Genomic DNA, 23,466 nt, shown 5'->3' with positions numbered 1-23,466 from the left:
CTCGCGCCGTCAGCGCCCCTGGTTGGCCACCGCCGCCGCGGCCGCGGCGGCGGCCTGCGGGTCGAGGTACTCGCCACCGCGCACCAGCGGCTTCAGGTCCGCGTCCAGGCGGTACAGCAGCGGGATGCCGGTGGGGATGTTCAGGCCGGCGATCTCGGTGTCGGAGATGCCGTCCAGGTGCTTGACGAGGGCGCGCAGCGAGTTGCCGTGCGCCGCGAGGAGCACGACCTTGCCGGCCCGCAGGTCCGGGACGACCGCCTCGCGCCAGTACGGCAGCATGCGCTCGACGACGTCCGCCAGGCACTCGGTGCGGGGCATGTCGGCCCCCAGCCCGGCGTAGCGCGGGTCGCCGTCCTGGGAGAACTCCGAGCCCAGCTCGATCTGCGGCGGCGGCACGTCGAAGGAGCGGCGCCAGAGCATGAACTGCTCCTCGCCGAACTCCGCGAGGGTCTGCTTCTTGTCCTTGCCCTGCAGCGCACCGTAGTGGCGCTCGTTCAGGCGCCAGGAGCGGCGCACGTCGATCCAGTGCCGCTCGGCCGCGTCCAGCGCCAGGTGGGCGGTGGTGATCGCGCGGCGCAGCAGCGAGGTGTGCACCACGTCCGGCAGCACGCCGGACTCCACGAGCATCCGGCCGCCGCGCGCCGCCTCCTCGCGGCCCTTCTCGGACAGCGCCACGTCCACCCAGCCGGTGAACAGGTTCCTGGCGTTCCACTCGCTCTCGCCGTGCCGCAACAGGACCAGGGTGTGCGCCGCTTCGCTCATGCCCGGCACCCTACCGAGGGCACCGGGCCCGGACCTCAGGGGCGAAGGGCGCGAGCGCGCCGGTACACCTCCAGGGTCGCCTCCGCCGTGCGGGCCCAGCCGAAGCCGCGGGCCCGCTCGGCCGCCCGCGCCCCCAGCGCCGCCCGCCGCGCCGGGTCGTCCAGCAGCCCGCCCAGCGCGCGCGCCCAGTCCCGCGGGTCGTGCGAACCCACCAGCACGCCCGACTCGCCGTCCGCCACCGCGGTGCGCAGCCCCCCCACGGCGGCGGCCGCCACGGGGGTGGCGCACGCCTGCGCCTCCAGCGCCACCAGCCCGAACGACTCGTTGTGGGACGGCACGACCACCACGTCGGCGGCGCGGTAGTGCTCGGCCAGCTCGGCTCGCGGCACCGGCGGGCTCACCCGCACCACGTCCTGCAGCCCGCGCTCGCGCACCAGGTCCGTCAGCGCGTGCGGGTGCGCCGTGCCGGAACCGCTGGGCCCGCCCAGGACCAGCACGCGCAGCCGGGAACGCCGCTCGGGCCGCTCCCGCAGCAGCAGCGCCGCCGCCTCCACCAGGACGTCCGGGGCCTTCAGCGGCTGCAGCCGGCCCACGAACAGCAGCACCTCGGCGTCCTGCGCCAGGCCCAGCCGCTCCCGGGCCGCGGCGCGCCCGCCGTCCGGGGAGAACGTCGCCAGGTCCACCCCGGGCGGCACGACCGCCACGCGCGCGGGGTCCGCGCCGTACAGCTGCACCAGCTCGTCGCGCTCGGCGGTGGTGTTCGCCACCAGCCGGTCGGCGGCCGCCACGACCTGCTCCTCGCCGATCAGCCGGCCGGCCGGCTCCGGGGCGTCCCCGGCCGCCAGGTGGGCGTTCTTGACCTTGGCCATCGTGTGCATGGAGTGCACCAGCGGCGCGTCCCAACGGTCGGCGGCCAGCCACCCCACCTGCCCCGAGAGCCAGTAGTGCGAGTGGACCACGTCGTAGTGGCCCTCGGTGCGCCGCGCACCGGTGCGCAGCATGCCGGCGGTGAAGGCGCACAGCTGCCCGGGCAGGTCGTCCTTGCCCAGGCCCTCGTAGGGGCCGGCGGCCACGTGCCGCACCGTCACGCCGTCGGCGGCGGCGACCACCGGCTCCTGCTCGGAGGAGGTGCGCCGGGTGAACACCTCCACCTCCACGCCGCGCAGGGCGAGCTGGCGGGACAGCTCCAGCACGTAGACGTTCATGCCGCCGGCGTCACCCGTGCCCGGCTGCTCCAGCGGGGAGGTGTGCACCGACACCATCGCCACCCGGGACACCCCCGCGCTCGCACCCACCGCTCGTCCCGCCCGCCTTCGCTGGTCGTCACCACCACCCCGCCCGGGTGGCTACCGTCGGACGGTGCCCCCCTTCAGCGGCGACCGCGGCAGCGCGCGGTCCGGCGAGCAGTCTGCACGGCGCCCCGCCGCGCGTCCCGTGGGGACCGTCACCCGCGGCACGACCGGGCCGGACCGGCTGCGGCGCGTGGAGCGCTGGTTGGCGGGCACGCAGGCGGCCCGGCTGCGCGCCGCGGCCGACCCGCTGGTGGTCGACCTCGGCTACGGCGGGCGGCCGGTGACGGTGACGGACCTGCAGCGCTGGCTGCGCCGGGTGCGCGGTGACGTGCGGGTGGTGGGGCTGGAGGTCTCCCCCGAGCGGGTGGCCGCGGCGCGCGCGGCGCTGGCCGGCGTGGCGGGCGCCCCGGGGTTCGCGGTGGGCGGCTTCGAGCTGACGGTGCCCGGGGGCGGCGACCCGGTGCTGGTGCGGGCGTTCAACGTGCTGCGCCAGTACGACGAGGGCGAGGTCGCCGCCGCGTGGGAGCTGATGCGCTCGCGGCTGGCACCGGGCGGCCTGGTGGTGGAGGGCACCTGCGACGAGCTGGGCCGGCGCAGCGCGTGGGTGGCGCTGGACGCGGCCGGGCCGGTGTCGCTGACGCTCTCGCTGCGCCTGGGCGGGCTGCCGCAGCCCTCGGCGGTGGCCGAGCGCCTGCCGAAGGCGCTCATCCACCGCAACGTGCCCGGTGAGGGCGTGCACGACCTGCTGCGCGCGGCGGACGACGCGTGGGCGCGCGCCGCCCCGGAGGGCACCTTCGGCGCCCGGCAGCGCTGGCTGGCGACGTGCCGGGCGCTGCGCCGGGACTGGCCCGTGCTGGACGGCCCGGCCCGCTGGCGGCTCGGCGAGCTGACCGTCGCGTGGGAGGCGGTGGCGCCGCGGGCCCGCGGCGGCCCCGCCGCGGCGCTCGGGCATGATCCTGCGCACAGGACGGGCAGCCGGAGGTGAGCGTGAGCCGACCGTCGCCGGGCGCGGCGCGCCCCACGATCCGCGACATCGCGCGGGTGGCGGGGGTGTCGAAGGCGTCGGTGTCCTACGCCCTCAACGACCTGCCGGGGGTGTCCGCGGCCACCCGCGAGCGGGTGCTGCTGGTCGCGCGGGAGCTGGGGTGGCGGCCCAGCGCGGCGGCGCGCTCCCTCTCGCACGCCCGCGCGCACGCCGTGGGCCTGGCGGTGGCGCGCGACGTGGAGCTGCTGGGCGAGGAGCCGTACTACATGCGCCTGGTGGCCGGCCTGGAGGGCGTGCTGGCCACGGAGTCGGTGTCCCTGCTGATGACGGTGGTGCCGGACGCCGGCACCGCGGTGGACGTGCTGCGGCGCTGGTGGGCCGAGCGCCGCGTGGACGGCGTGGTGCTCACCGACCTGCTGGTCGAGGACCCGCGCCTGGCGCTCGTGGCGGAGCTGGGGGTGCCCAGCGTGGTGCGCGGGGGGCGCGAGGAGGAGGCGCCGGCCGGTGGTGCCGGCACGGTGGCGGTCTCGGTGGAGGACGAGCGGGAGCCGATCGAGCGGGTGGTGGAGCACCTGCTGCTGCGCGGGCACCGGCGGCTGGCCCGGGTCAGCGGGCCGCCCGAGTACCGCCACACGCGCCGGCGCGACCGGGCGTGGCGCGAGGTGACGACCGCGGCGCTGGGCGCCGAGCAGGAGGTGGTCGTCGCCGACTACTCCGCGCGCGCGGGCCTGGAGGCGACGCGGGCGCTGCTGGCGCGGCCGCGGCCGCCGACGGCGGTGCTGTACGACAACGACGTCATGGCGGCCACGGTGGTCGCGGAACGGCGTTCGCTGGGGGTGGCGGTGCCCGGCGACCTGGCGGTGGTGGCCGGGGAGGACTCGATCCTGTGCCGGCTGGCCGACCCCGGCATCACGGCGCTGCGGCGCGACGTGGTGGCCGACGGTGCCGCCACGGCGCGGCTGCTGCTGGACCTGCTGGCGGGCCGGGCGCCGCGCCCGCTGCTGCTGGCCCCGCGCGAGCTGGTCGTGCGGGGCAGCTCCGGCTCGGTGCTCACACCTCGAGCAGCAGGGTGACCGGTCCGTCGTTCACGAGCTCGACGGCCATGTCGGCGCCGAAGCGACCGGTGGCCACGGGCACGCCCGCGGCGCGCAGGGCGTCGGCGACGGCGTCGACGAGGGGCTCGGCGACGGGCCCCGGGGCGGCGGCGGTCCAGCTGGGGCGGCGCCCCCTGCGGGTGTCGCCGTAGAGGGTGAACTGGCTGACGAGCAGGACGCCCGCGCCCTCCTGGAGCACCGAGCGCTCCCCGCGCAGGACGCGCAGCTCGGCGACCTTGCGCGCGAGGCGCGCGGCCTCGTCGGGGCCGTCGCCGTGGGTGACGCCCACCAGGACGAGCAGGCCGGGACCGTCCAGGGCGCCGGTCTCCTCGCCGTCGACGGTGACCCGGGCCCGGCTGACGCGCTGCACGACGGCTCTCACGGCACCAGCGTGGCGCACGGCCGACCGGGTGAACGCGCGGGGTGGACCCGGTGGACGGCACGCGTCGTCGCGGTGGCGCGCCTACGATCGGGCGGTGCTCGACGTCCCCGTGGTGATCCCGCTGACCCTGCTCGCGCTGGGTGTGGGGACGCTGAGCTGCCTGGTGCGCCCGCGGTGGGACGTGGCGGTGGTGACGGGACTGCTGAGCGCGGTGTGGACCCGCGTGAACGGGCCGGTGGAGGGGCGGATCCTGCACACCTGGACGGCGGGCCGGGGCTTCACCGAGGCGGACGTGCTCTCCGTGCTGGCGCTGCTGGTCGTGGGCACGGCGCTGCTGAGGTGCGGGCTGCGCCTGGTGCGCGGCACGCGGCGGCCCGGCCCGGCGACCGCCCGGCGCGGGGCGGCGTGGGGCCCGGGGACTCACCAGGGGCCGTAGGGACCACCCTGGCGCCGGTCGTCGCGGCCGGGGCCGCGGCGTCCGCCGAACTGCCGCACGGCGGGACGCACGTCCGCCATGTACACGGCCGCGGCGACCACGGAGACGATGCTGAGCAGGCCGGGCAACCCCGCCGCGGAGATCGGCGGCAGCGACACGAAGCCGATGGCCGCGGCGACCGCGAGCACCGCGACCCAGAAGGTCTTGGTGCGCTTGCCAGCGGCGACGAACGAGCCCGCGGGGCGGCGCAGGGCGTCGACCAGCGCCCACGCCGCGAGGGCGAACGCCGCGAAGGCGATCGCGAGGAGCACGCCGAACTGGACGGTGCCGACGAGGGAGGTCACACCGGGATCCTACGGTCGGGGGCCCCGCGGGGTTCCCCCGTCGCGGCGGCCCCGGCCGTGCGCGCCGCGCTGCTCACCCGATCGGCCCTGCCGGCCGCGCCCGGTGCCCGGGCCGGGCGCCGCGGGTCAGCGGGTGCCCGGGAGCGCGTCCTCCACGGTGGCGACCCCGTCGCGGTAGCGGCGGGTGATCTCCTCGGTGCAGGCGTCCATGACCTCCTGCACGCGGTGGCGGTCGGCGGACAGCTCGTGCTCCAGGCCCAGCAGGCGCTCGCGCGCTGCGGCCAGCTGCTCGTCGTCCATGGCGCTCAGGTCCGACAGGTGCGGGTCGGCGACGGCGGCCTCGGCGCGGCGGCGGTGCTCACCCACGCGGCTGGGCTGCACGGTGCTGTGCCGGCCCATGCCGTGGTTCGTGCGCCGCGGGTCCGCCAGCACGTCGGTCAGGCGGGCCACCAGCTCGGCGTCGGTGCGCGCGGCGGACACGTCCGTGCCGCCGTCCACGCCGGAGCGCTGCTGCAGCTCGGCGCCGAGCAGGTCCAGGCGGCCCTGCAGCAGCCGGCGGGCGTAGGAGAGGTCGGCCTCCTCCTGCTCGGCCAGGGCGCGCCGCTCGCGCAGCTCCGCCAGCTCGATGGTGCGCAGGTCCGCGACGAACTCCGGGGCGAGCACCCGGTCGAGCGCCCGGCGCCCGCCCCGCTGGTACCCGCTGACGTGCTCCTCGTCCATGCCGGCCTCCGCTCCCCGATCGAACTCATCGCTCTGGGCGATCAGTGCGCCACCGTGCGTGCGCACCCTGAGGATAGGCCCCCGCCCGGCGTCAGGGGGCGACCACGACCTCCTGCGCGGCGGCCAGCGGGCGGCGCTGCTCCCCCGCGGCCGAGCCGGCCACCGCGAACAGCGGCGCGTCCACCGGCACGGAGCGCTTGAGCACCGCCAGGGCGACCGGGCCCAGCTCGTGGTGGCGCGCGGCCGTCGTCACGCGGCCCACGGCGCGCTCCGGGCCGCCGGCGAGGACGACGTCGTCACCGCGGGCGGGCAGGTCGTGGGAGGAGCCGTCCAGGTGCAGCAGCACCAGCCGGCGCGGGGGCCGGCCCAGGTTGTGCACCTTGGCGACGGTCTCCTGGCCGCGGTAGCAGCCCTTGTGCAGGTGCACGGCCGTGCGCAGCCAGTCCAGCTCGTGCGGGATGGAGCGCTCGTCGGTCTCCAGGCCCAGGCGCGGCCGCCACGCCTCCACGCGCAGCGCCTCGGCCGCCCAGCTGCCCGCCGGGCGCCGCCCCGCCACCCGGGCCGCCAGCTCGGCGCGCGGCACGAGCACCTCGCGCCAGGGGCGCTCGGCACCCGGGTGCAGCGGGGTGGGCACGGCCGCGTAGCTGGCGGTGTCGGCCGCGCCGCCCTCGTTCGCCGGGACGGGCCCGGGCCAGGGGTCCACCCACACCGGTCCGCCGCCGTCGCCGGGCTCCCGGCTCGGCTCGCCCAGCACGGCCCACTGCGCGGTGACGTCCTCGACCTCCACGCGCAGCGCGAAGCGCATCTTCAGCAGCCACGCCACCAGAGGCTCCCGCTCGGCGGCCTCCACCGTGATCCAGGTGGCCTCGCCGTCGTCGAGCAGGTGCAGGTCGTGCTCGATCCGGCCGGTGGGGCTGAGCACCAGGCTCTCGGTGCTGGTGCCGGCCGGCAGGCCGGTCAGGGCCTGGCTGGTGGTGCTGTGCAGCCAGCTGAGCCGGTCCGGGCCGCTGACGCGCACCACGCCGCGGTGCGACAGGTCCACGACGGCCTCGCCGCGCACGAGGGCGCGCTGCTCGGCCACCGGGTCGCCGTAGTGCCAGGCGGTGCCCGCGTCGGCGCCCTCCGCGGCGACGGCGCCGGGCAGGTCCAGCAGCGGCGAGCGCCACGCCGGGGCGGTGGCGGGACTCGCGGTGGTCGGGGTGCTCACGGTTCCTCCCGCGGGTCGGGGGTGGGGCGGCAGGCGGCGCAGCGCCCGCGCAGCGCAAGGTGCGCGACGTCGGCGGTGAAGCCCGTGCGCCGGCGCAGGTCGGCGGCCAGCTCGGCGGCCGCGTCGGCCGGGGCCTCGGTGACGGCGCCGCACCCGTCGCACACCAGGTGCAGGTGCCCGCCGTGCTCGACGGCGTGGAAGGTGTCGGCGCGCCGGTCCAGCGCGGTGCGGGCCACCAGGCCCAGCTCCTCCAGCAGGGCCAGCGCGCGGTAGACCGTGGAGGCGTCCACGGCGGGGGCGGCGCCGTCGGCGCGCAGGTCCGCCAGCACCTCCTCGGGCGTGGCGTGGCCCAGGCGGCGCACGGACGACAGGACGCGCTCGCGCTGGGGCGTGCGGCGCAGCCCCCGCGCGTGCAGGGCCTCGCCGAGCGGGGCCGGTGCGGCGGGCGTCAGGACACCCGCTTCAGCCGCGCCGACGCGTAGCTGCGCATCGGGTGACCGCCGAGGGCGACGTCCAGCGCCCACAGCAGGTCGCCCTCCACGAGCCCGTACATCCGCGTGGCGGCGGTGTACTCGTGGGCGGTGGTGGTGCGGGCGACCACGTCGGTGGACAGGTCGATGCGCGGGCCGGTGGCCTTGCCGACGAGGACCTCCACGACACCCGTCGGGTGGGCCAGCACGACCTCGAGGTCGACCGGGCGCGGGCCGTCGGCGGGCGCGGGGGCGGCCGGGTCCAGCGGCCGCGGGCGCCAGTAGCCGGTCTCGACGTCGAGGGGGTCGGTGGTGCTGCCCGCCTCGTCGAGGGCCCAGGTGGTGGAGGTGTAGCTCAGGAAGTCGCGGCCGTCGTGCGTGAACTCCACGACCTGCCCGAAGCGCGCGTCCTCACCGCGCGCGGGGTGGCCGAGGACGCCGGCGCCCTCCCAGCGGCCCAGGAGCCAGGACAGCGGGACCAGGGGCAGCGGGGTGTCGGTGCGCAGGGGCACGGGTGCTCCGGCCACGGCTCAGCGCTGTCCCTTGAAGAGGCGGTACACCACGAAGCCGGCGAACCACGCGATCACGATGCTGACCACGATCAGCAGGACGAGGAAGAAGACTTCGAGCGCGTGCACGCCGCGAGCCTAACCCGCGCCCCGCCCGCCGGGGCCGCGGACGTGGGCGGCCTCACGTCGGGGCCCGCGACGGCGCCGCCTCACAGCAGCAGGCGCCCCACCAGGTAGGCGCCGCCGCCGGCGAGCGCCACCGGCGCGGCGGCGACCGCGAAGGCGGCGGGCAGGCCGCCGGCGGTGGGCAGGCGCGCGGAGTGCGCCCGCCAGGCGGCGACCGCCAGGCCCGCTCCCGCACCGGCGACGACGCCCGCCAGCGCCCAGCGGGCCGGCGGCAGGACCCCGGCGCCGCCCAGGGCCACGGTCGCCGAGCCGGCCAGCCAGCCGGTCAGCGCGCCCGTGAGCACCGCGACCGGGCCGGCGACGCGCAGCGGCCAGCCGGTGGCGCACACGGCGGCGGCGACGGCGACGGCGGCGAGGATCACCGGCGCCAGCGGGGCGCCCGCGTACGTGGCGGGCACGGCGACCCAGCAGGCGGCCAGGACCACCAGGGCCTGCCCGGTCACGGCGGCGGTGACGGACTCGACGAGCCGGGGCCGCCCGTCGCGGCGGGCCAGCTGGTGGACGAAGGCCCCCAGGAGGGACAGGGCCGCCACGGCGGGCAGCACGGCCGGCGGCCCGGCCCCCACAGCCTCCCGGCCGGCCATGACGGCCACCGCGGTCGCGGCCGCGGCGACCAGGCCCGTCAGGGCCACGACCGAGGTCGTGCCGCGCGGGGAGGGCAGGCCCAGCAGCTCGGGCCACCCGGCGGCGAGCAGCGCGCTGACCAGGACCACGGCGAGGGCGAGCACGACCGGCCCGGCGAAGGCGGCCAGCGCGACGAGGGCGGCCAGGGCGAGCGTGGTCGTCGCCGTCGCGGAGGGAGTCACCCCGCGATCCTCCCGCACGCCGCGCCGGGGCGGCCCGCGCGGGCGGCGGTGCGCACCCCGGGACGGGGTGGCCGCGGGTAAGCTGCCCGCTCGGCGGAGCGCCCCCGGGCGTCCGCTCCGGACGGACGGAGGGCGGGAGACCGGGTGGCCCAGATCCTCGTGCTGACGAACGCGCTGACGCCCTCCACGGAGGTGCTGCCGGCGCTGGGGCTGCTCCCGCACAGCGTCCGCGTGCTGCCGGCGGAGGCGTCGGTGCTGGTGGACGGGCCCCCGTCGGACGCGGTGCTGGTCGACGGGCGCCGCGAGCTGGCCGCCGCCCGCTCGCTGTGCCGGCTGCTGCGCACCACCGGGCTGTCGCAACCCCTGCTGCTGGTGCTGACCGAGGGCGGCATGGCCGCGGTCGCCGCGGACTGGGGCGCCGACGACGTCCTGCTGGACACCTGCGGGCCGGCCGAGCTGGACGCGCGGCTGCGGCTGGCGGCCGGGCGAACGCGCGGCAGCGCGGCCGAGGTGCCGGACGGGGACGCCGGGGAGATCCGCGCCGGGGACGTCGTCATCGACGAGACGGCCTACTCCGCGCGGGTGCGCGGGCGCCAGCTGGACCTGACGTACAAGGAGTTCGAGCTGCTGAAGCACCTCGCCCAGCACCCCGGCCGGGTGTTCACGCGCGCCCAGCTGCTGCAGGAGGTGTGGGGCTACGACTACTTCGGGGGCACCCGCACCGTGGACGTCCACGTGCGGCGCCTGAGGGCGAAGCTGGGCGCCGAGCACGAGGGCGCCATCGGCACGGTCCGCAACGTGGGGTACCGGTTCGTCTCCAGCGGCCGCGAGGGGGCGGACGCACCGGCCGGTGACGCGCTGGGCGAGGAGCCGCCGGGCGGCGGCCCGGTGGGCGGCGGGACCGAGGGGGCCGTCGGCGCGCTGCCCCGGCCGCTGCGCAGCGCCCCGCGGCCGCGGTGAGCGGCGAGGCGGGCGCCCGCCGGCCCGAGGTCGTGGACGGCCCGGTGGCTCCGGCGGTGCGCGCGGAGGTGGAGCGGCTGGCCGCCGCGGCCTCGGCGGCGGACGGCACGGACGCGGTGAGCGAGGACGCGCTGCTGCGGCTGCGCACGGGCGGTGACGGCGTGCGGCACCTGCTGCTGCGTGACCCGGCGGGCGGGACGTCCGGGGAGGCGCCCGGGGAGTCGGCGCTGGTGGGGTACGCGCAGCTGGCCGTGGCCGGCGATGAGCTGGCGGGCGAGCTGCTGGTGCACCCGTCGGCGCGCCGGCGCGGGCACGGGCGAACCCTGCTGGAGCGGGTGGGCGAGCTGGCCGCGGGCCGGCGCGCGCTGCTGTGGGCGCACGGGGACTCCCCCGCCGCCGCGTCGCTGGCCGCGGGGGCGGGGTGGCAGCGCGTGCGCGAGCTGCTGCGCATGCAGCGCGCCACCGCCGGGCTGGCGGAGCTCGCCGAGCCGGCCCTGCCGGCCGGGGTGCGGGTGCGCCCGTTCGTCCCGGGCACCGACGAGGAGGCGTGGACGGCCCTGAACGCGGCGGCGTTCGCGCAGCACCCCGAGCAGGGCCGCTGGAGCGTGGAGGACCTGCGGCTGCGCGAGGAGGAGGAGTGGTTCGACCCGTCGGTCCTCCTCCTGGCGCAGGGGCCGCGGGAGCTGCTCGGGTTCTGCTGGATGAAGGTGCAGCCGCACGTCTCGGAGCTGTACGTGCTGGGGGTGCACCCGGCCGCGGCGGGGCGCGGCCTGGGCCGGGCGCTGCTGGTGCGGGGGCTGCGCGCGGTGGCGGTGCCGGGCGCGCCGAGCGAGGTGGAGCTGTACGTGGACGGCGACAACGTCCCCGCGGTGCGGCTGTACGAGGCGCTGGGCTTCGCCCGGGCCGCGGTGGACGTGCAGTACGCGAGCGCGCCGGGGTCCTGAACCCCGGCGGGGCCCCCGCCGTGCGAGCGCCGAGCGCGCGGCGTGCGGGCACCTCGCCCGGACGGGGTCCGCGCGCTCCCGGTGGCAGGATGAACCCCATGACGGCGACGACCCGGGCCGGTTCTGCCGCCCCGCTGCCCGCGATCCCCCGCACCGACGAGCCGGTGGAGCTGCCCCAGGACCGCTTCGCCGACCGCGAGCTGTCCTGGCTGGCGTTCAACGAGCGCGTGCTGGAGATGGCGGAGGACCCGCGCACCCACCTGCTGGAGCGGGCCCGGTTCCTGTCGATCTTCGCGAACAACCTCGACGAGTTCTTCATGGTCCGGGTGGCGGGCCTGAAGCGCCGCATCGCCACCGGCCTGGCCGTCACCGCCGCCAGCGGCCTGGAGCCGCGCGAGGTGCTCGACGCGATCGCCGTGCGCGCGCACGAGCTGACCGAGCGGCACGCGAACGCGTTCCTGGAGGGCGTGCGCCCGGCGCTGGCCGAGGCGGGCATCACCATCGTCCGCTGGGACGACCTGTCGGCGAACGAGCAGGTGCGCCTGCACGGGTTCTTCCGCGACCAGGTGTTCCCGGTGCTGACACCGCTGGCGGTGGACCCGGCGCACCCGTTCCCCTACATCTCGGGCCTGTCGCTGAACCTGGCGGTGGTGGTGCGCAACCCCACCACCGACAAGGAGCACTTCGCGCGGGTGAAGGTGCCGCCGCTGCTGCCGCGGTTCGTGGCGGTGGCCCAGGCGGACGGGGAGGACGGGCGCTCGGCGCGCTTCGTTCCGCTGGAGGACGTCATCGCCACCCACCTGGACCAGCTCTTCCCCGGCATGGAGGTCGTGCAGCACCACACCTTCCGCGTCACCCGCAACGAGGACCTCGAGGTCGAGGAGGACGACGCGGAGAACCTGCTGCAGGCCCTGGAGAAGGAGCTGCTGCGGCGCCGCTTCGGTCCGCCGGTGCGCCTGGAGGTGGCCTCGGACATCGACCCCACGGTGCGCGACCTGCTGGTGCGCGAGCTGGGGGTGGCGGAGCAGGAGGTGTACGAGCTGCCCGAGCCGCTGGACCTGCGCGGCCTGGGCGACATCGCCGACATCGACCGCCCGGAGCTGAAGTACCCGAAGTTCGTCGCCCGCACGCACCGCGACCTCACCGACGGCGCGGAGACCGCCAAGCCGTCGGACGTGTTCGGCGCGATCCGCAACCGCGACGTGCTGCTGCACCACCCGTACGACTCGTTCTCCACGAGCGTGCAGGCGTTCCTGGAGCAGGCGGCGGCCGACCCGCGCGTGCTGGCCATCAAGCAGACCCTGTACCGCACCTCCGGCGACTCCCCCATCGTCGACGCCCTCATCGACGCCGCGGAGGCCGGCAAGCAGGTGCTGGCCCTGGTGGAGATCAAGGCGCGCTTCGACGAGCAGGCGAACATCACGTGGGCGCGCAAGCTGGAGCAGGCGGGCGTGCACGTCGTGTACGGCCTGGTGGGCCTGAAGACGCACGCGAAGCTGAGCCTGGTGGTGCGCCAGGAGGCCGGCGGGCTGCGCCGCTACTGCCACGTCGGCACCGGCAACTACAACCCCAAGACGGCCCGCCTCTACGAGGACATGGGTCTGCTGACGGACGACCCGCAGGTCGGCGAGGACCTGACGCGGCTGTTCAACCAGCTGTCGGGGTACGCGCCGAAGACCGCCTACAAGCGGCTGCTGGTGGCGCCGCGCTCGCTGCGCACGGGCCTGATCGACCGCGTGGACCGCGAGATCGACAACCACCGCCAGGGCCTGCCGTCGGGTGTGCGGATCAAGGTGAACTCCATCGTCGACGAGGCGGTCATCGACGCGCTGTACCGCGCCTCGAGGGCGGGCGTGCCGGTGGACGTGGTGGTGCGCGGCATCTGCGCGCTGAAGCCGGGCGTGCCGGGGCTGAGCGAGAACATCCGGGTGCGCAGCATCCTGGGCCGCTTCCTGGAGCACAGCCGCGTCTTCTGGTTCGCCTCGGGCGGCGACCCGGTGGTGATGATCGGCAGCGCGGACATGATGCACCGCAACCTGGACCGCCGGGTGGAGGCCGTGGTGCGCCTGACGGACCCGCGGCACGTGCGGGAGGTCTCGCTGCTGCTGGACGAGTGCATGAGCGACTCGACGGCCTCGTGGCACCTGGACGCCGACGGGACGTGGACGCGGCACCACCTGGACGCCGACGGCCGGGCCCTGACGGACCTGCAGGAGCACATCATCGCGACCCGTCCCGGACGCCGGCCGTCCCCGCGACGCCGGTGACGGCGGCCGCTGCCGGCGCCGGAGCGCCGGCGACCGTCGAGGCGGCCGGCTGCGTGGTGGTGCGCCGCGGCCGGGGCGGTGAGCCGCAGGTGCTGCTGGTGCACCGCCCGGCCACGCCGCGCCACGGCCGCGACTGGTCCTGGCCCAAGGGGAAGCTGGAGGAGGGCGAGCCGCACGCGGTGGCCGCGGTGCGCGAGACGCTGGAGGAGACCGGCTGCCGGGTGCTGCTGACGCGGCCGCTGCCGGAGCTGCGGTACCGCGTCGAGGGCGGCCGGCGCAAGCGGGTGCGCTACTGGCTGGCGTTCACCGCCCCCGGGGAGGCGGCGGGCACGCCGTCGCCGGACGAGGTCGACGAGGTCCGCTGGTGCTCGGCGGAGCAGGCCCGGGAGCTGCTGACGTACCCGCACGACGTGCGCGTGCTGGACGCCGCCCTGGCGGCGGCGAAGGTGCGCACGTGGCCGGTGCTGCTGCTGCGGCACGGCAAGGCCGTCGCGCGCCAGCGCTGGCGGGGGGCGCAGGACGCCGAGCGCCCGCTGCTGGAGCGCGGGCACGAGCAGGCGCGCGCCCTGGTGCCGCTGCTGAGCTGCTTCGACGTGCGCGAGGCCGTGACGTCGCCGTGGGCGCGGTGCGTGCAGACGCTGCTGCCGGCCGCCGACACCGCCTCGTGGCGGCTCCACGAGGAGGAGGCCCTGAGCGAGGGCGGCTTCGAGGCGGACCCGGCGGGGGTGGGTGCCGTGCTGGACGGGGCGCTGGCCTCGGGCCGGGGGGCGGTGCTCTGCTCGCACCGGCCGGTGCTGCCGGTGCTGCAGGAACGGCTCGCCGCGCTGGCCGGGGACGGCGAGCGGGCGCTGCTGCGGCGCAAGCTCGCCAAGGGGGAGTTCGTCGTCGCGCACGTGGCGGGGCGGGGCGCCGAAGCGCGCGTGGTCGCCGTGGAGCGGCACGCCCCCGCGGTGGGCCGCTGAACGCGGGCGGTGCGCGCCCGCAGCAGCAGGTGCGCACCGCCCGTGGGTCCTCGGTCACGGTCTGCTCCAACGCTCACCCGTTCACCTGGACGTCGGCCCCAGTCCCCGAACTCGACCCGATCACGCCGTCCCCGGTTAACCCGTCGTTCACCACCGTCCGGGTATCACGTCACCTCGGCTGCTTACCGTCCTCGCACGTCAGATCCGGCCGGCGCTGCTCCGCGCCCGCCCGTCGAGCGAAAGCGAGCCTCATCCGTGAACCGCAGGACCTTCCGCGCCGCCGTCCCGGCCGCCCTCGCCCTCACCCTGGGCCTCGTCGCCTGCAGCGGCGAGAACGAGACGACCACCAGCGAGGCCGACGCCGGATCGAGCGCCTCGGAGCTCAGCGGCAGCATCGCCGGCGCCGGCGCCAGCACCCAGACCGCCGCGCAGCAGGCCTGGGCCGCCGGCTTCAACGCCGAGAACCCCGACGTCACGGTGAACTACGACCCGGTCGGCTCCGGCGCGGGCCGCGAGCAGTTCCTCAACGGCGGCGTGCCGTTCGCCGGCTCCGACGCCTACCTGGACGAGGAGGAGCTGGCCGCCTCCGAGGAGCGCTGCGCCGGCGGCAACGCCATCGACCTGCCGGTCTACGTCTCCCCCATCGCCGTGGCGTACAACCTGCCCGGCGTGGACAACCTGCAGCTGTCGCCCACCACCCTGGCGAACGTCTTCAACGGCACCATCACCACCTGGAACGACCCGGCGATCGCCGCGGACAACCCGGGCGTGACCCTGCCGGACACGCGCATCAACCCGGTGCACCGCTCCGACGACTCGGGCACCACCGAGAACTTCACCGACTACCTGCACGCCACGGCCCCCGAGGCGTGGACCGCCGAGCCCGACGGCGAGTGGCCGCTGCAGGGCGGCGAGGCCGCCCAGGGCACCTCCGGCGTGGTGCAGGCCATCGGCGCCGGCGAGGGCTCCATCGGCTACGCCGACGAGAGCCAGGTCGCCGCCAGCGACCTGCAGGCCGCCGCCCTGAAGGTCGGCGAGAGCTGGGTCGCCCCCAGCGCCGAGGCCGTCGCCACCGCGCTGGACACCTCCAGCCGCGTCGAGGGCCGCCCCGAGGGCGACATCGCCATCGAGATCGACCGCACCACCAGCGCGGACGGCGCCTACCCGCTGTACATCGTCTCCTACGCGATCGCCTGCACCGCGTACGAGGACGCCACCCAGGGCGAGCTCGTCAAGTCCTACCTGACCTACGTCACCAGCGAGGAGGGTCAGCAGGTCGCGGCCGAGCGCGCCGGGTCCGCCCCCATCTCCGACCAGCTGCGCGAGGACATCACCACGTCGCTCGACATGATCGGCGCCTGAGCCAGATCCTCGATCCGCACAGGGGCGGACGGCCACCACGGCCGTCCGCCCCTGACCGCACCAGGCGCGGTCCGCACCGCGCGCCGCCCCCCACCAGGAGGACCCCCGGGTGAGCACCCCGATCCAGCAGCCGACCCGAGAGCCCGGACCGGGCGGCAGAGGCAGCATCGCCACCGGCACGACCCGCAGGGGCGACGCCGTCTTCAAGGGCACCTCCACGGCGGCGGGCGTGCTGATCCTGCTCGTCCTGGCGGGCGTCGCGGCGTTCCTCGTCGGTCAGTCGATCCCCGCCCTGACCGCCTCCCCGGAGGACCTGCCCGAGGGCGAGAGCGTCGCCCTGTACGTGTGGCCGCTGCTGTTCGGCACCGTCCTGGCCGCCGTCATCGCGCTGCTGGTCGCCACGCCGATCGCCGTGGGCATCGGCCTGTTCATCTCGCACTTCGCCCCGCGCCGCGCCGCGCAGACCCTGGGCTACCTCGTCGACCTGCTCGCCGCCGTGCCCAGCATCGTGTACGGCATCTGGGGCGCCGTCGTGCTGGCCGGCTGGCTGGTGCCGATCTACCAGTGGCTGGAGCGCAACCTGGGCTTCCTGCCCTTCTTCGAGGGGCCGGCGCTGCCCTCGGGCCGCACCATGCTCACCGCCGGCCTGGTGCTGGCCGTCATGATCCTGCCCATCATCACCGCCCTGTCGCGCGACGTCTTCCTGCAGACGCCGCGGCTGCACGAGGAGGCCGCCCTGGCCCTGGGCGCCACCCGCTGGGAGATGATCAAGTACGCGGTCATCCCCTACGGCCGCTCCGGCGTGGTCAGCGCCGCGATGCTCGGCCTGGGCCGCGCGCTCGGCGAGACGATGGCCGTGGCGCTGGTGCTCTCCGGCGCGCGGATCATCACGTTCGACCTCATCGGCGCCGCCAACCCGCTGACGATCGCGGCGAACATCGCACTGGCCTTCCCCGAGTCCTCGGGCCTGACCACGAACACCCTCATCGCCAGCGGCCTGGCCCTGTTCGTCATCACCTTCCTGGTGAACTTCGCCGCCCGCTGGATCGTCTCGCGCTCCGGAGCCAAGGCATGACCACCACGACCGGCAAGTCCCCCCGCGAGGTGCTGAGCGCCGTCGACCAGCCGCTGACGAAGGCCTCGCTGCCGGGCTGGACGCCGTGGGCGCTGCTGGCCGCCTCCGTCGTGGTCGCCGCCGCGGTGCTCCTGCCCGGCGGCACCTCGATCGCCGCCGTCGCCGTCCTCACCGCGATCGTGCACCTGGTGCTCACCGGTGCCGTCTCCCGCGCCAAGGAGGGGCCCCGCAAGGCCAAGGACCGCGTCGTCACCGCCCTGGTGACGATCGCGTTCCTGCTGGCGATGGTGCCGCTGGTCTCCGTCGTCTGGACGGTCGTGTCCAACGGCGCCGCCCGCTTCGACGCCACCTTCTTCACCTGGTCGATGCAGGGCGTCGTGGGCGAGGGCGGCGGCGGGCTGCACGCCATCTGGGGCACGATCATCGTCACCGCGGTGGCCACGCTGATCTCCGTCCCGGTCGGCCTGCTGACGGCCGTCTACCTCGTGGAGTACGGCGGGAAGTCCACCCTGGCGCGCGCCATCACCTTCCTCGTCGACGTCATGACGGGCATCCCCTCGATCGTCGCCGGCCTGTTCGTCGCGGCCCTGTTCGTGATCCTCGTCGGGCCGGGCACGAAGCTGGGCATCATGGGGTCCATCGCCCTGTCCGTGCTGATGATCCCGGTCGTGGTCCGCTCCACCGAGGAGATGCTCAAGCTGGTCCCCAACGACCTGCGCGAGGCCGCCTACGCCCTCGGCGTGCCGAAGTGGCGCACGATCATCAAGGTGGTGCTGCGCACCAGCGTCTCCGGCATCGCCACCGGCATCACCCTGGCCGTGGCCCGCGTGGCCGGCGAGACCGCCCCGCTGCTGGTGACCGTGGGCACGACGGTCGCGACGAACTTCAACCCGTTCGACGGCCGCATGGCGACCCTGCCGGTGTACGCGTACTACAGCTACACGCAGCCCGGCGTCCCGCCGCAGCCGGGCATCGACCGGGCCTGGACGGCCGCGCTGGTGCTCATCATCCTGGTGATGGCGCTGAACCTGGTGGCGCGCCTGATCTCCCGCTTCTTCTCCCCCAAGGCCGGTCGCTGAGCGGCTCCCGCCGGCGCACCCCGAACGAGATCGACCAAGGAGCCGACGTGGCCAAGCTCATCGACGTGAGCGACCTGAACATCTACTACGGCGACTTCCTCGCCGTCGAGGGCGTCAACATGACCATCGAGCCGCGGGCCGTGACCGCGCTCATCGGTCCCTCCGGCTGCGGGAAGTCCACCTTCCTGCGCTCGCTGAACCGCATGCACGAGGTGATCCCCGGCGCGCGCGTGGAGGGCAAGGTCGTCATGGACGGCCAGGACCTCTACGACAAGGACGTGGACCCGGTGTCGGTGCGCCAGCACATCGGCATGGTGTTCCAGCGCCCGAACCCGTTCCCGACGATGTCGATCTACGAGAACGTCGCCGCCGGCGTGCGCCTGAACGCCAAGCGCATGAAGAAGAGCGACATGGACGAGCTCGTGGAGTCCTCGCTGCGCGGCGCGAACCTGTGGAACGAGGTCAAGGACCGCCTCGACAAGCCCGGCATGGGCCTGTCCGGCGGGCAGCAGCAGCGCCTGTGCATCGCCCGGGCCATCGCGATCCGGCCGTCGGTGCTGCTGATGGACGAGCCCTGCTCGGCCCTGGACCCGATCTCCACCCTCGCGGTGGAGGACCTCATCGGGGAGCTGAAGAACGAGTACACGATCGTGATCGTGACCCACAACATGCAGCAGGCCGCCCGCGTGTCCGACCAGACCGGCTTCTTCAACCTGGCCGGCATCGGCAAGCCCGGCAAGCTCGTGGAGATCGACAGCACCTCGACGATCTTCTCCAACCCGTCGCAGAAGGCGACCGAGGACTACATCTCCGGCCGCTTCGGCTGACCGGCCACCCCGGTGCGCTCGAGCGCCCGGTCGCGTCCGCGGACGTGGCCGGGCGCTCGTGCGTGCGGGCCCCGTCCGGGCCGGCTCAGGCCAGTGAGAACGCGCGCAGCAGCAGGGCGAGGCCCGCGGCGAGGGCGGCCGCGGCGGGCAGGGTGAGCGCCCACGCCGCCAGCATCGAGCGGACGACGTCCCAGCGGACGGCGGACGCCCGGCGGGTCACCCCCACCCCCGTGATCGCCGAGGAGATCGCCTGCGTCGTGGACACCGGGGCGTGGAAGCCCAGGGCCGCGACGTACAGCACCGCGGCGGAGACCGCCTCGGCGGTGAAGCCCCGCGCGGGGTCGAGCTGGATGAGGCGCCGGCCGAGCGTGCGGATGATGCGCCACCCGCCCGCGTACGTGCCGGCGCTGATGGCCACCGCGGCGGCGACGCGCACCCACATCGGGACGGAGAAGTCCTCGTCGGAGTGGTACCCCCCGGCGATCAGCGCCAGCACGATCACCCCCATGGTCTTCTGCGCGTCCTGCAGGCCGTGGCCGAGGGCCATCGCGGACGCCGAGACGGTCTGGGCCATCCGGAAGCGCCGGTGCGTGGGCCCCGGTGCGGCGCGGCGGCACGCCCACAGGACCCCGAGCATCACCAGGTAGGCCAGGACGAAGCCGGTCAGCGGGGAGAGGACCATCGGCACGACCACCATGTCGAGCACGACGTCCCAGTGCACGACGGCGCCGGTCACCAGCCCCGTCCCGGCGAGCGCGCCGACGAGGGCGTGGGAGGCGGAGGAGGGCATCCCCCACCACCAGGTGAGCAGCTGCCAGGCGATCGCCGCGACGAGCGCGACGAGGACGAGCCGCAGGGCGCCGGGGCCCACTCCGACGTCGATGATGCCGTCGCCGATGGTCTCGGCGACGCCGGTGCCGAGGAACGCGCCGACGAAGTTGCACAGGGCGGCCAGGCCCAGGGCCACCCGCGGCGTCAGGGCGCGCGTGGAGATCGAGGTGGCGATGGCGTTGGCGGCGTCGTGGAAGCCGTTGGTGAAGTCGAAGACGAGCGCCACGACCACGACGACCGCGACGAGCAGGAGGGTGAGCTCCACGGGGGTCAGGACTCCTTGACGGCGATGAGCTCCACCACGTCGGCGACGTCCTCGAAGGCGTCCGCGACGCCCTCGAGCTTCTCGACGACGTCCTTGAGCTTCACGACCGTGATCGCGTCGTGCTCCCCGCCGAAGACGGTGGCGAGCAGGCCGCGGTGGATCTGGTCGGCCTGGTTCTCCAGGCGGTTGATCTCCACCCAGTAGTCGGTCAGGTCGCGCGGGGAGCGCAGGCGCGGCATCGCCTCGCAGGTCAGCTCCGCCTGCCGGGCGATGACCTGCACGAGGTCACCCACGGCGGGCGGGAGCTCCCCCACCCGGTAGATCACGACGAGGTCCACGGCCGCGTGCACCAGGTCCAGGCAGTCGTCGAGGCGGGACACCAGCCGGTGGATGTCCTCGCGGTCGAAGGGCGTGACGAAGGAGTCGCGGAGCCGGCGCAGCACCGCGTGGGCGGCCTCGTCCCCGGCGTGCTCGATCTCCTCCATGCGGCGGGCGAGCTCGACGCGCCGCACCTGGTCGCTGCCGAGGAACTCGGTGAGGACGACCGTGGCCTCGACGAGGATCTCGCCGATGCCGGTGAGCAGCTCGAAGAAGCTCCCGTCCCGGGGGGTGAGTCGAAAACGCACTGGGTCTCCGCTTGCGGTGTGCTCGGTCCGGGCCGACGGCGCTCGACCCGCAGCGGACTCTAGGCGGTGGGTGCGCCGTCGCCGACGACCAGGCCACCCGCCCGGGCGGGCCCGGCGAGGTCGTCCACACCCAGGACGCGGTCCAGCTCGCTCTCCGCCAACGGGCCGTCACTCTCGGACGCGGCCACGACGACGTCCGCGTACAGCTCGATCTCCTCGGCGAGCGCGTCGTCGGCGAGGGGCCCTGAGGCGGGGACGGGCGCGGTGCGCTCGGGGTCCAGGTGGGGGGTCATGGTGGTGCCCACGGTACGCGCGCCGGGCGGCGGGCGGCGGCGATCGGCCCAGCCCGCTCAGGGCGCGGCGGCCGCCGGGGCCGCGGACGCCGCGGCCGGGCTCGCGGTGGGGCTCGCGGTGGGGCTCGCGGTGGGGCTCGCGGTGGGGCCGACGGTCGGGTCCGCGGTGGGCTCGACCAGCTCGGGGCGGTCGGCGTCGGTGAGGACGGTGCGCTGGAGGTTGACCTCCGCCAGGCCGAGGCCGCCGACGGTGACCTCGTCGTAGGCCAGCAGCTCGTCGGTGTCCTCGTCGAAGTAGAGCAGGGTGGCGGACAGCGGCAGCGGGGAGCCGTCCGCGAGGCGGTCCAGCCCCGCCGAGGTGATGCCGGCCCCGCCCGTGGTGCCCTCGACCATGACGCGGGTGCCGGAGTCGTCCAGGGTGATGCTGCGCTTGTGCAGGTGGCCGGCCAGCACGAGCGGCACCCGGCCCATCAGGGGCTCCAGACCGCTGGGGTCGTGCACCAGCGCGACGTCCACGGGGTCCTCCTCGTGCCCGGACTCCCACTCCTCGATGCCGGCCGCGAGGACCTCGTTGGAGCGGCGCTGCACCTGCTCGGCGTCGCCCTCGGCGGTCGACCCCTCCCCCTCGGGGGTGAAGACGGGGTCGCCCTTGCCGGCGAAGCGCAGCCCGGCGACCTCCGCGGTCTCCCCGTCGTCGAGCACGATCGCCCCCTCCTGGGCGGCGACGTCCCGCTGGGTCTGGGCGGAGTCGTGGTTGCCGCGGACGAACACGTACGGCACGTCCAGGGCGCCGATGCGGTCCAGGAACGAGGACTCCACCGCCGTGCCCAGGGTGGTGATGTCGCCGGTGTCGACGACGACCTGCACGCCGAACTGCTCCACGAGGTCCTCGATGAGGTCGAACCCGAGGGGGTTCAGGTGCAGGTCGGAGACGTGCAGGACGGTCGTGACGTCCTCCCCGGCCCCGGCGCCGGGCTGCCCGTCGCCGAGGAGGGGCAGGCTGCCGCTGACGGCGTACAGGGTGCTGACGCTGCGCACGACGTCGGACAGGCCGCTGCGGTAGGACTCCAGGCGCTCCAGCGCCTCCTGGGTGCTGGAGGCGACGTAGGGGGCGCGGGAGAGCAGACCGGTGAAGCGGGGCTGCTGCAGGGCGCGGGGTTCGAAGCCGGCGGCGGTGGCGCCCCCGACCACCAGCAGCGCCGCCACGCAGGCGGCACCGGTCTGCAGGGTCCGGCGGCGGGCCCGGTAGACGACGGCCCCGGCGAGGACGGCGCCGGCGGTCCCGCACGCGGCGCTGTAGGCGACGGCGCGCACGGCCGCGGCCTGCACGGTGTCGGCCGCGGTCAGCTCCAGCGCCAGCAGCTGCTGCGGGGAGCTGACCAGGCGGGTGGCGGCGTCCAGGTCGACGGCCTCGATGCGGGCGGTCACCTCCACCGGGGCGCTGTGGGTGTCGAAGGTGATCTCGCCGACGGGCGGCAGGTCCACTGCCACGCCCGGTTCCAGGCTGGGGTGCACCCGCACCTGGACCTCCAGCGGGCCCACCCAGGTGCCGTAGCCGGGGGCCAGGGCGAAGCCGACACCGGCGCCGACGGCCGCCACCAGGAGCACGCCCAGCCAGCTCAGCAGGCGCACCAGCACCCGCAGCGGGCCCGGCGGCAGCGCGCGCAGCACCCTGCCGCGGCGCCACCACGGCGGGCGGGCTGGCACGGCGCCCCGAGCGGCGGGCCGGGGGCCGGGGGCGGTGCCGGGCGCACCGCCCTGCTCGGTGCCGGGTGCGCTGTCGTCGGAAGCCATCGGGGGGATCCTCGCGCAGACCGCGCCGTCCCGCCGGTCGCACGGGCGCATCCACAGGTTCGCGGTGGGTACGGGGAGGGCATGAGCGAGGAGAGCACCCCCGTGAGCAGCTTCCGGGACCTGCGCAGCCGCGAGCCCGCCGGCCGCCCCGGACCCGCGATCGTCACCGGCTCGGAGTCCGGCATCGGGCGGGCGATCGCCGTCGAGCTGGCCCGCCGCGGCCACGACGTCGGGGTGACGTGGTTCCGCGACGAGGAGCAGGGCCGGCGCACCGCCGAGGAGGTCCGGGCGCTGGGCCGGCGCGCCGAGCTGCGGCACCTGGACCTGCGGGACCTGCCGGCGGAGGCGGACGTCGTGGACGAGCTGGCCGAGGCCCTGGGCGGGGTGGAGGTCCTGGTCAACGACGCCGGCACGGGCACGTCGACGCCCCTGCTGGAGCTGTCCTTCGAGGACTGGCGCGAGGTGCTGGCCACCGACCTGGACGGGGCGTTCCTGTGCCTGCAGCGGGCGGCGCGGCGCATGGTCGCCGCCGGGCGCGGGGGGCGGATCGTCAACATCACGAGCGTGCACGAGCACCAGCCGCGGGTGGGGGCGGCGCCGTACTGCGCGGCCAAGGGCGGTCTGGGCCTGCTGACGCGCACGGCGGCGATCGAGCTGGCCGAGCACGGCATCACCGTCAACGCGGTCGCGCCGGGCGAGATCGCCACCCCGATGACCGGGCAGGAGGACACCGACCCGCACACCGAGGAGCGCCCGGGGGTGCCGCTGCGCCGGCCGGGTGACGCGCGGGAGATCGCGGCGGTGGTGGCGCTGCTGTGCTCGCCGGAGGGTTCGTACGTGACGGGCGCGTCGTACGCGGTGGACGGCGGGATGCTGCAGATGGGCCCGATGGCCGGTTCGCACCTGACCTCGGACGACTGGCGCCGCCCCTGACCCCGCCCCCTCCCCTCCCCCGCCCTCCTCCCGCGGTGATCAAGGAAGTTGCAAC

The 23,466-nt window shown here is 76.0% G+C and carries 25 protein-coding genes; 12 read left to right on the top strand and 13 right to left on the bottom strand.

Annotated elements, in window-relative coordinates; genetic code table 11:
* Positions 1 to 9 precede the first annotated feature (9 nt).
* Together V9U69_RS03105 and mshA are read right to left on the bottom strand one after the other, a co-directional pair.
* Positions 10 to 762 (bottom strand): phosphoglyceromutase, encoded by a 753-nt coding sequence (locus V9U69_RS03105; protein WP_337059837.1) that lies wholly within the window; start codon positions 760 to 762, stop codon positions 10 to 12.
* A gap of 35 nt (positions 763 to 797) precedes the next feature.
* A complete protein-coding gene (mshA, locus tag V9U69_RS03100) occupies positions 798 to 2,024 on the bottom strand; it encodes a D-inositol-3-phosphate glycosyltransferase (protein WP_442907565.1) in 1,227 nt (408 codons plus the stop codon).
* A 97-nt stretch (positions 2,025 to 2,121) separates the two neighbouring features.
* Between mshA and V9U69_RS03095 the strand changes: the two genes are divergently transcribed.
* The gene (locus V9U69_RS03095; protein WP_337059835.1) at positions 2,122 to 3,039 is read left to right on the top strand and encodes a class I SAM-dependent methyltransferase; all 918 of its coding nucleotides are present in this window, start codon (positions 2,122 to 2,124) and stop codon (positions 3,037 to 3,039) included.
* A 2-nt stretch (positions 3,040 to 3,041) separates the two neighbouring features.
* Complete coding sequence (locus tag V9U69_RS03090; RefSeq protein WP_337059834.1) at positions 3,042 to 4,112, top strand: LacI family DNA-binding transcriptional regulator; 1,071 nt, start codon at positions 3,042 to 3,044, stop codon at positions 4,110 to 4,112.
* Here V9U69_RS03090 and dtd read toward each other — a convergent pair.
* A complete protein-coding gene (gene dtd / locus V9U69_RS03085; protein WP_337059833.1) occupies positions 4,090 to 4,515 on the bottom strand; it encodes a D-aminoacyl-tRNA deacylase in 426 nt (141 codons plus the stop codon). The two genes, V9U69_RS03090 and dtd, sit on opposite strands and share 23 nt — an antisense overlap.
* 94 nt (positions 4,516 to 4,609) lie before the next feature.
* Between dtd and V9U69_RS03080 the strand changes: the two genes are divergently transcribed.
* Positions 4,610 to 4,951 carry a hypothetical protein gene (locus V9U69_RS03080; protein ID WP_337059832.1) on the top strand — a complete coding sequence of 114 codons (342 nt, stop codon included), beginning with the start codon at positions 4,610 to 4,612 and terminating at the stop codon, positions 4,949 to 4,951.
* On the opposite strand, the gene V9U69_RS03075 is transcribed toward V9U69_RS03080, so the two are convergent.
* From V9U69_RS03075 to V9U69_RS03050, 6 genes are all read right to left on the bottom strand, one after another.
* Positions 4,936 to 5,295 (bottom strand): DUF2516 family protein, encoded by a 360-nt coding sequence (locus tag V9U69_RS03075; protein ID WP_337059831.1) that lies wholly within the window; start codon positions 5,293 to 5,295, stop codon positions 4,936 to 4,938. The two genes, V9U69_RS03080 and V9U69_RS03075, sit on opposite strands and share 16 nt — an antisense overlap.
* A gap of 126 nt (positions 5,296 to 5,421) precedes the next feature.
* Positions 5,422 to 6,081, bottom strand: coding sequence for an RsiG family protein (locus V9U69_RS03070; RefSeq protein WP_337059830.1), 660 nt, complete (start codon positions 6,079 to 6,081; stop codon positions 5,422 to 5,424).
* Between the two features lie 25 nt (positions 6,082 to 6,106).
* On the bottom strand, positions 6,107 to 7,222 hold the full coding sequence (gene ygfZ / locus V9U69_RS03065) for a CAF17-like 4Fe-4S cluster assembly/insertion protein YgfZ (RefSeq protein ID WP_337059829.1): 1,116 nt from the start codon (positions 7,220 to 7,222) through the stop codon (positions 6,107 to 6,109).
* Entirely contained in the window at positions 7,219 to 7,623 is a 405-nt protein-coding gene (locus V9U69_RS03060; protein ID WP_442907564.1) for a Fur family transcriptional regulator, read from the bottom strand. Before V9U69_RS03060 ends, ygfZ begins: the two co-directional genes overlap by 4 nt.
* 47 nt (positions 7,624 to 7,670) lie before the next feature.
* Positions 7,671 to 8,219, bottom strand: a complete 549-nt coding sequence (locus tag V9U69_RS03055; RefSeq protein WP_337059827.1) for an FABP family protein — start codon at positions 8,217 to 8,219, stop codon at positions 7,671 to 7,673.
* 191 nt (positions 8,220 to 8,410) lie between these two features.
* Positions 8,411 to 9,193, bottom strand: coding sequence for a hypothetical protein (locus V9U69_RS03050; protein ID WP_337059826.1), 783 nt, complete (start codon positions 9,191 to 9,193; stop codon positions 8,411 to 8,413).
* Positions 9,194 to 9,337: 144 nt separating this feature from the next.
* Between V9U69_RS03050 and V9U69_RS03045 the strand changes: the two genes are divergently transcribed.
* From V9U69_RS03045 to pstB, 8 genes are all read left to right on the top strand, one after another.
* Positions 9,338 to 10,153 carry a winged helix-turn-helix transcriptional regulator gene (locus tag V9U69_RS03045; RefSeq protein ID WP_337059825.1) on the top strand — a complete coding sequence of 272 codons (816 nt, stop codon included), beginning with the start codon at positions 9,338 to 9,340 and terminating at the stop codon, positions 10,151 to 10,153.
* On the top strand, positions 10,150 to 11,097 hold the full coding sequence (gene mshD / locus V9U69_RS03040; protein ID WP_337059824.1) for a mycothiol synthase: 948 nt from the start codon (positions 10,150 to 10,152) through the stop codon (positions 11,095 to 11,097). Before V9U69_RS03045 ends, mshD begins: the two co-directional genes overlap by 4 nt.
* Before the next feature lie 98 nt (positions 11,098 to 11,195).
* Complete coding sequence (locus tag V9U69_RS03035) at positions 11,196 to 13,364, top strand: RNA degradosome polyphosphate kinase (protein WP_337059823.1); 2,169 nt, start codon at positions 11,196 to 11,198, stop codon at positions 13,362 to 13,364.
* Entirely contained in the window at positions 13,361 to 14,326 is a 966-nt protein-coding gene (locus V9U69_RS03030) for an NUDIX hydrolase (RefSeq protein ID WP_337059822.1), read from the top strand. The genes V9U69_RS03035 and V9U69_RS03030 overlap by 4 nt, the downstream gene beginning before the upstream one ends.
* A gap of 255 nt (positions 14,327 to 14,581) precedes the next feature.
* Positions 14,582 to 15,688: a phosphate ABC transporter substrate-binding protein PstS gene (pstS, locus tag V9U69_RS03025; RefSeq protein ID WP_337059821.1), complete on the top strand. Its 1,107-nt coding sequence runs from the start codon at positions 14,582 to 14,584 to the stop codon at positions 15,686 to 15,688.
* Positions 15,689 to 15,854: 166 nt separating this feature from the next.
* Complete coding sequence (gene pstC / locus V9U69_RS03020) at positions 15,855 to 16,763, top strand: phosphate ABC transporter permease subunit PstC (protein ID WP_442907563.1); 909 nt, start codon at positions 15,855 to 15,857, stop codon at positions 16,761 to 16,763.
* Positions 16,760 to 17,842 (top strand): phosphate ABC transporter permease PstA, encoded by a 1,083-nt coding sequence (pstA, locus tag V9U69_RS03015; RefSeq protein ID WP_337059819.1) that lies wholly within the window; start codon positions 16,760 to 16,762, stop codon positions 17,840 to 17,842. The genes pstC and pstA overlap by 4 nt, the downstream gene beginning before the upstream one ends.
* Before the next feature lie 47 nt (positions 17,843 to 17,889).
* Complete coding sequence (gene pstB, locus V9U69_RS03010) at positions 17,890 to 18,669, top strand: phosphate ABC transporter ATP-binding protein PstB (protein WP_337059818.1); 780 nt, start codon at positions 17,890 to 17,892, stop codon at positions 18,667 to 18,669.
* Between the two features lie 85 nt (positions 18,670 to 18,754).
* Here pstB and V9U69_RS03005 read toward each other — a convergent pair whose 3' ends face one another.
* Genes V9U69_RS03005 through V9U69_RS02990 form a run of 4 tightly spaced genes read right to left on the bottom strand, consistent with a single transcriptional unit; the run spans position 18,755 to position 22,478 of the window.
* Complete coding sequence (locus tag V9U69_RS03005; RefSeq protein ID WP_337059817.1) at positions 18,755 to 19,765, bottom strand: inorganic phosphate transporter; 1,011 nt, start codon at positions 19,763 to 19,765, stop codon at positions 18,755 to 18,757.
* A 5-nt stretch (positions 19,766 to 19,770) separates the two neighbouring features.
* A complete protein-coding gene (locus V9U69_RS03000) occupies positions 19,771 to 20,391 on the bottom strand; it encodes a DUF47 domain-containing protein (protein WP_337059816.1) in 621 nt (206 codons plus the stop codon).
* Positions 20,392 to 20,450: 59 nt separating this feature from the next.
* The gene (locus V9U69_RS02995; RefSeq protein WP_337059815.1) at positions 20,451 to 20,684 is read right to left on the bottom strand and encodes a hypothetical protein; all 234 of its coding nucleotides are present in this window, start codon (positions 20,682 to 20,684) and stop codon (positions 20,451 to 20,453) included.
* A gap of 57 nt (positions 20,685 to 20,741) precedes the next feature.
* The gene (locus V9U69_RS02990; RefSeq protein WP_337059814.1) at positions 20,742 to 22,478 is read right to left on the bottom strand and encodes a metallophosphoesterase family protein; all 1,737 of its coding nucleotides are present in this window, start codon (positions 22,476 to 22,478) and stop codon (positions 20,742 to 20,744) included.
* Positions 22,479 to 22,559: 81 nt separating this feature from the next.
* On the opposite strand from V9U69_RS02990, the gene V9U69_RS02985 reads away from it, so the two are divergent.
* A complete protein-coding gene (locus V9U69_RS02985; protein ID WP_337059813.1) occupies positions 22,560 to 23,411 on the top strand; it encodes an SDR family oxidoreductase in 852 nt (283 codons plus the stop codon).
* Positions 23,412 to 23,466: the final 55 nt, after the last annotated feature.

The organism is Kineococcus sp. G2 (assembly GCF_037154035.1).
Classification (GTDB): Bacteria; Actinomycetota; Actinomycetes; order Actinomycetales; family Kineococcaceae; genus Kineococcus.
This window is presented reverse-complemented; position numbering and strand designations above follow the sequence as displayed.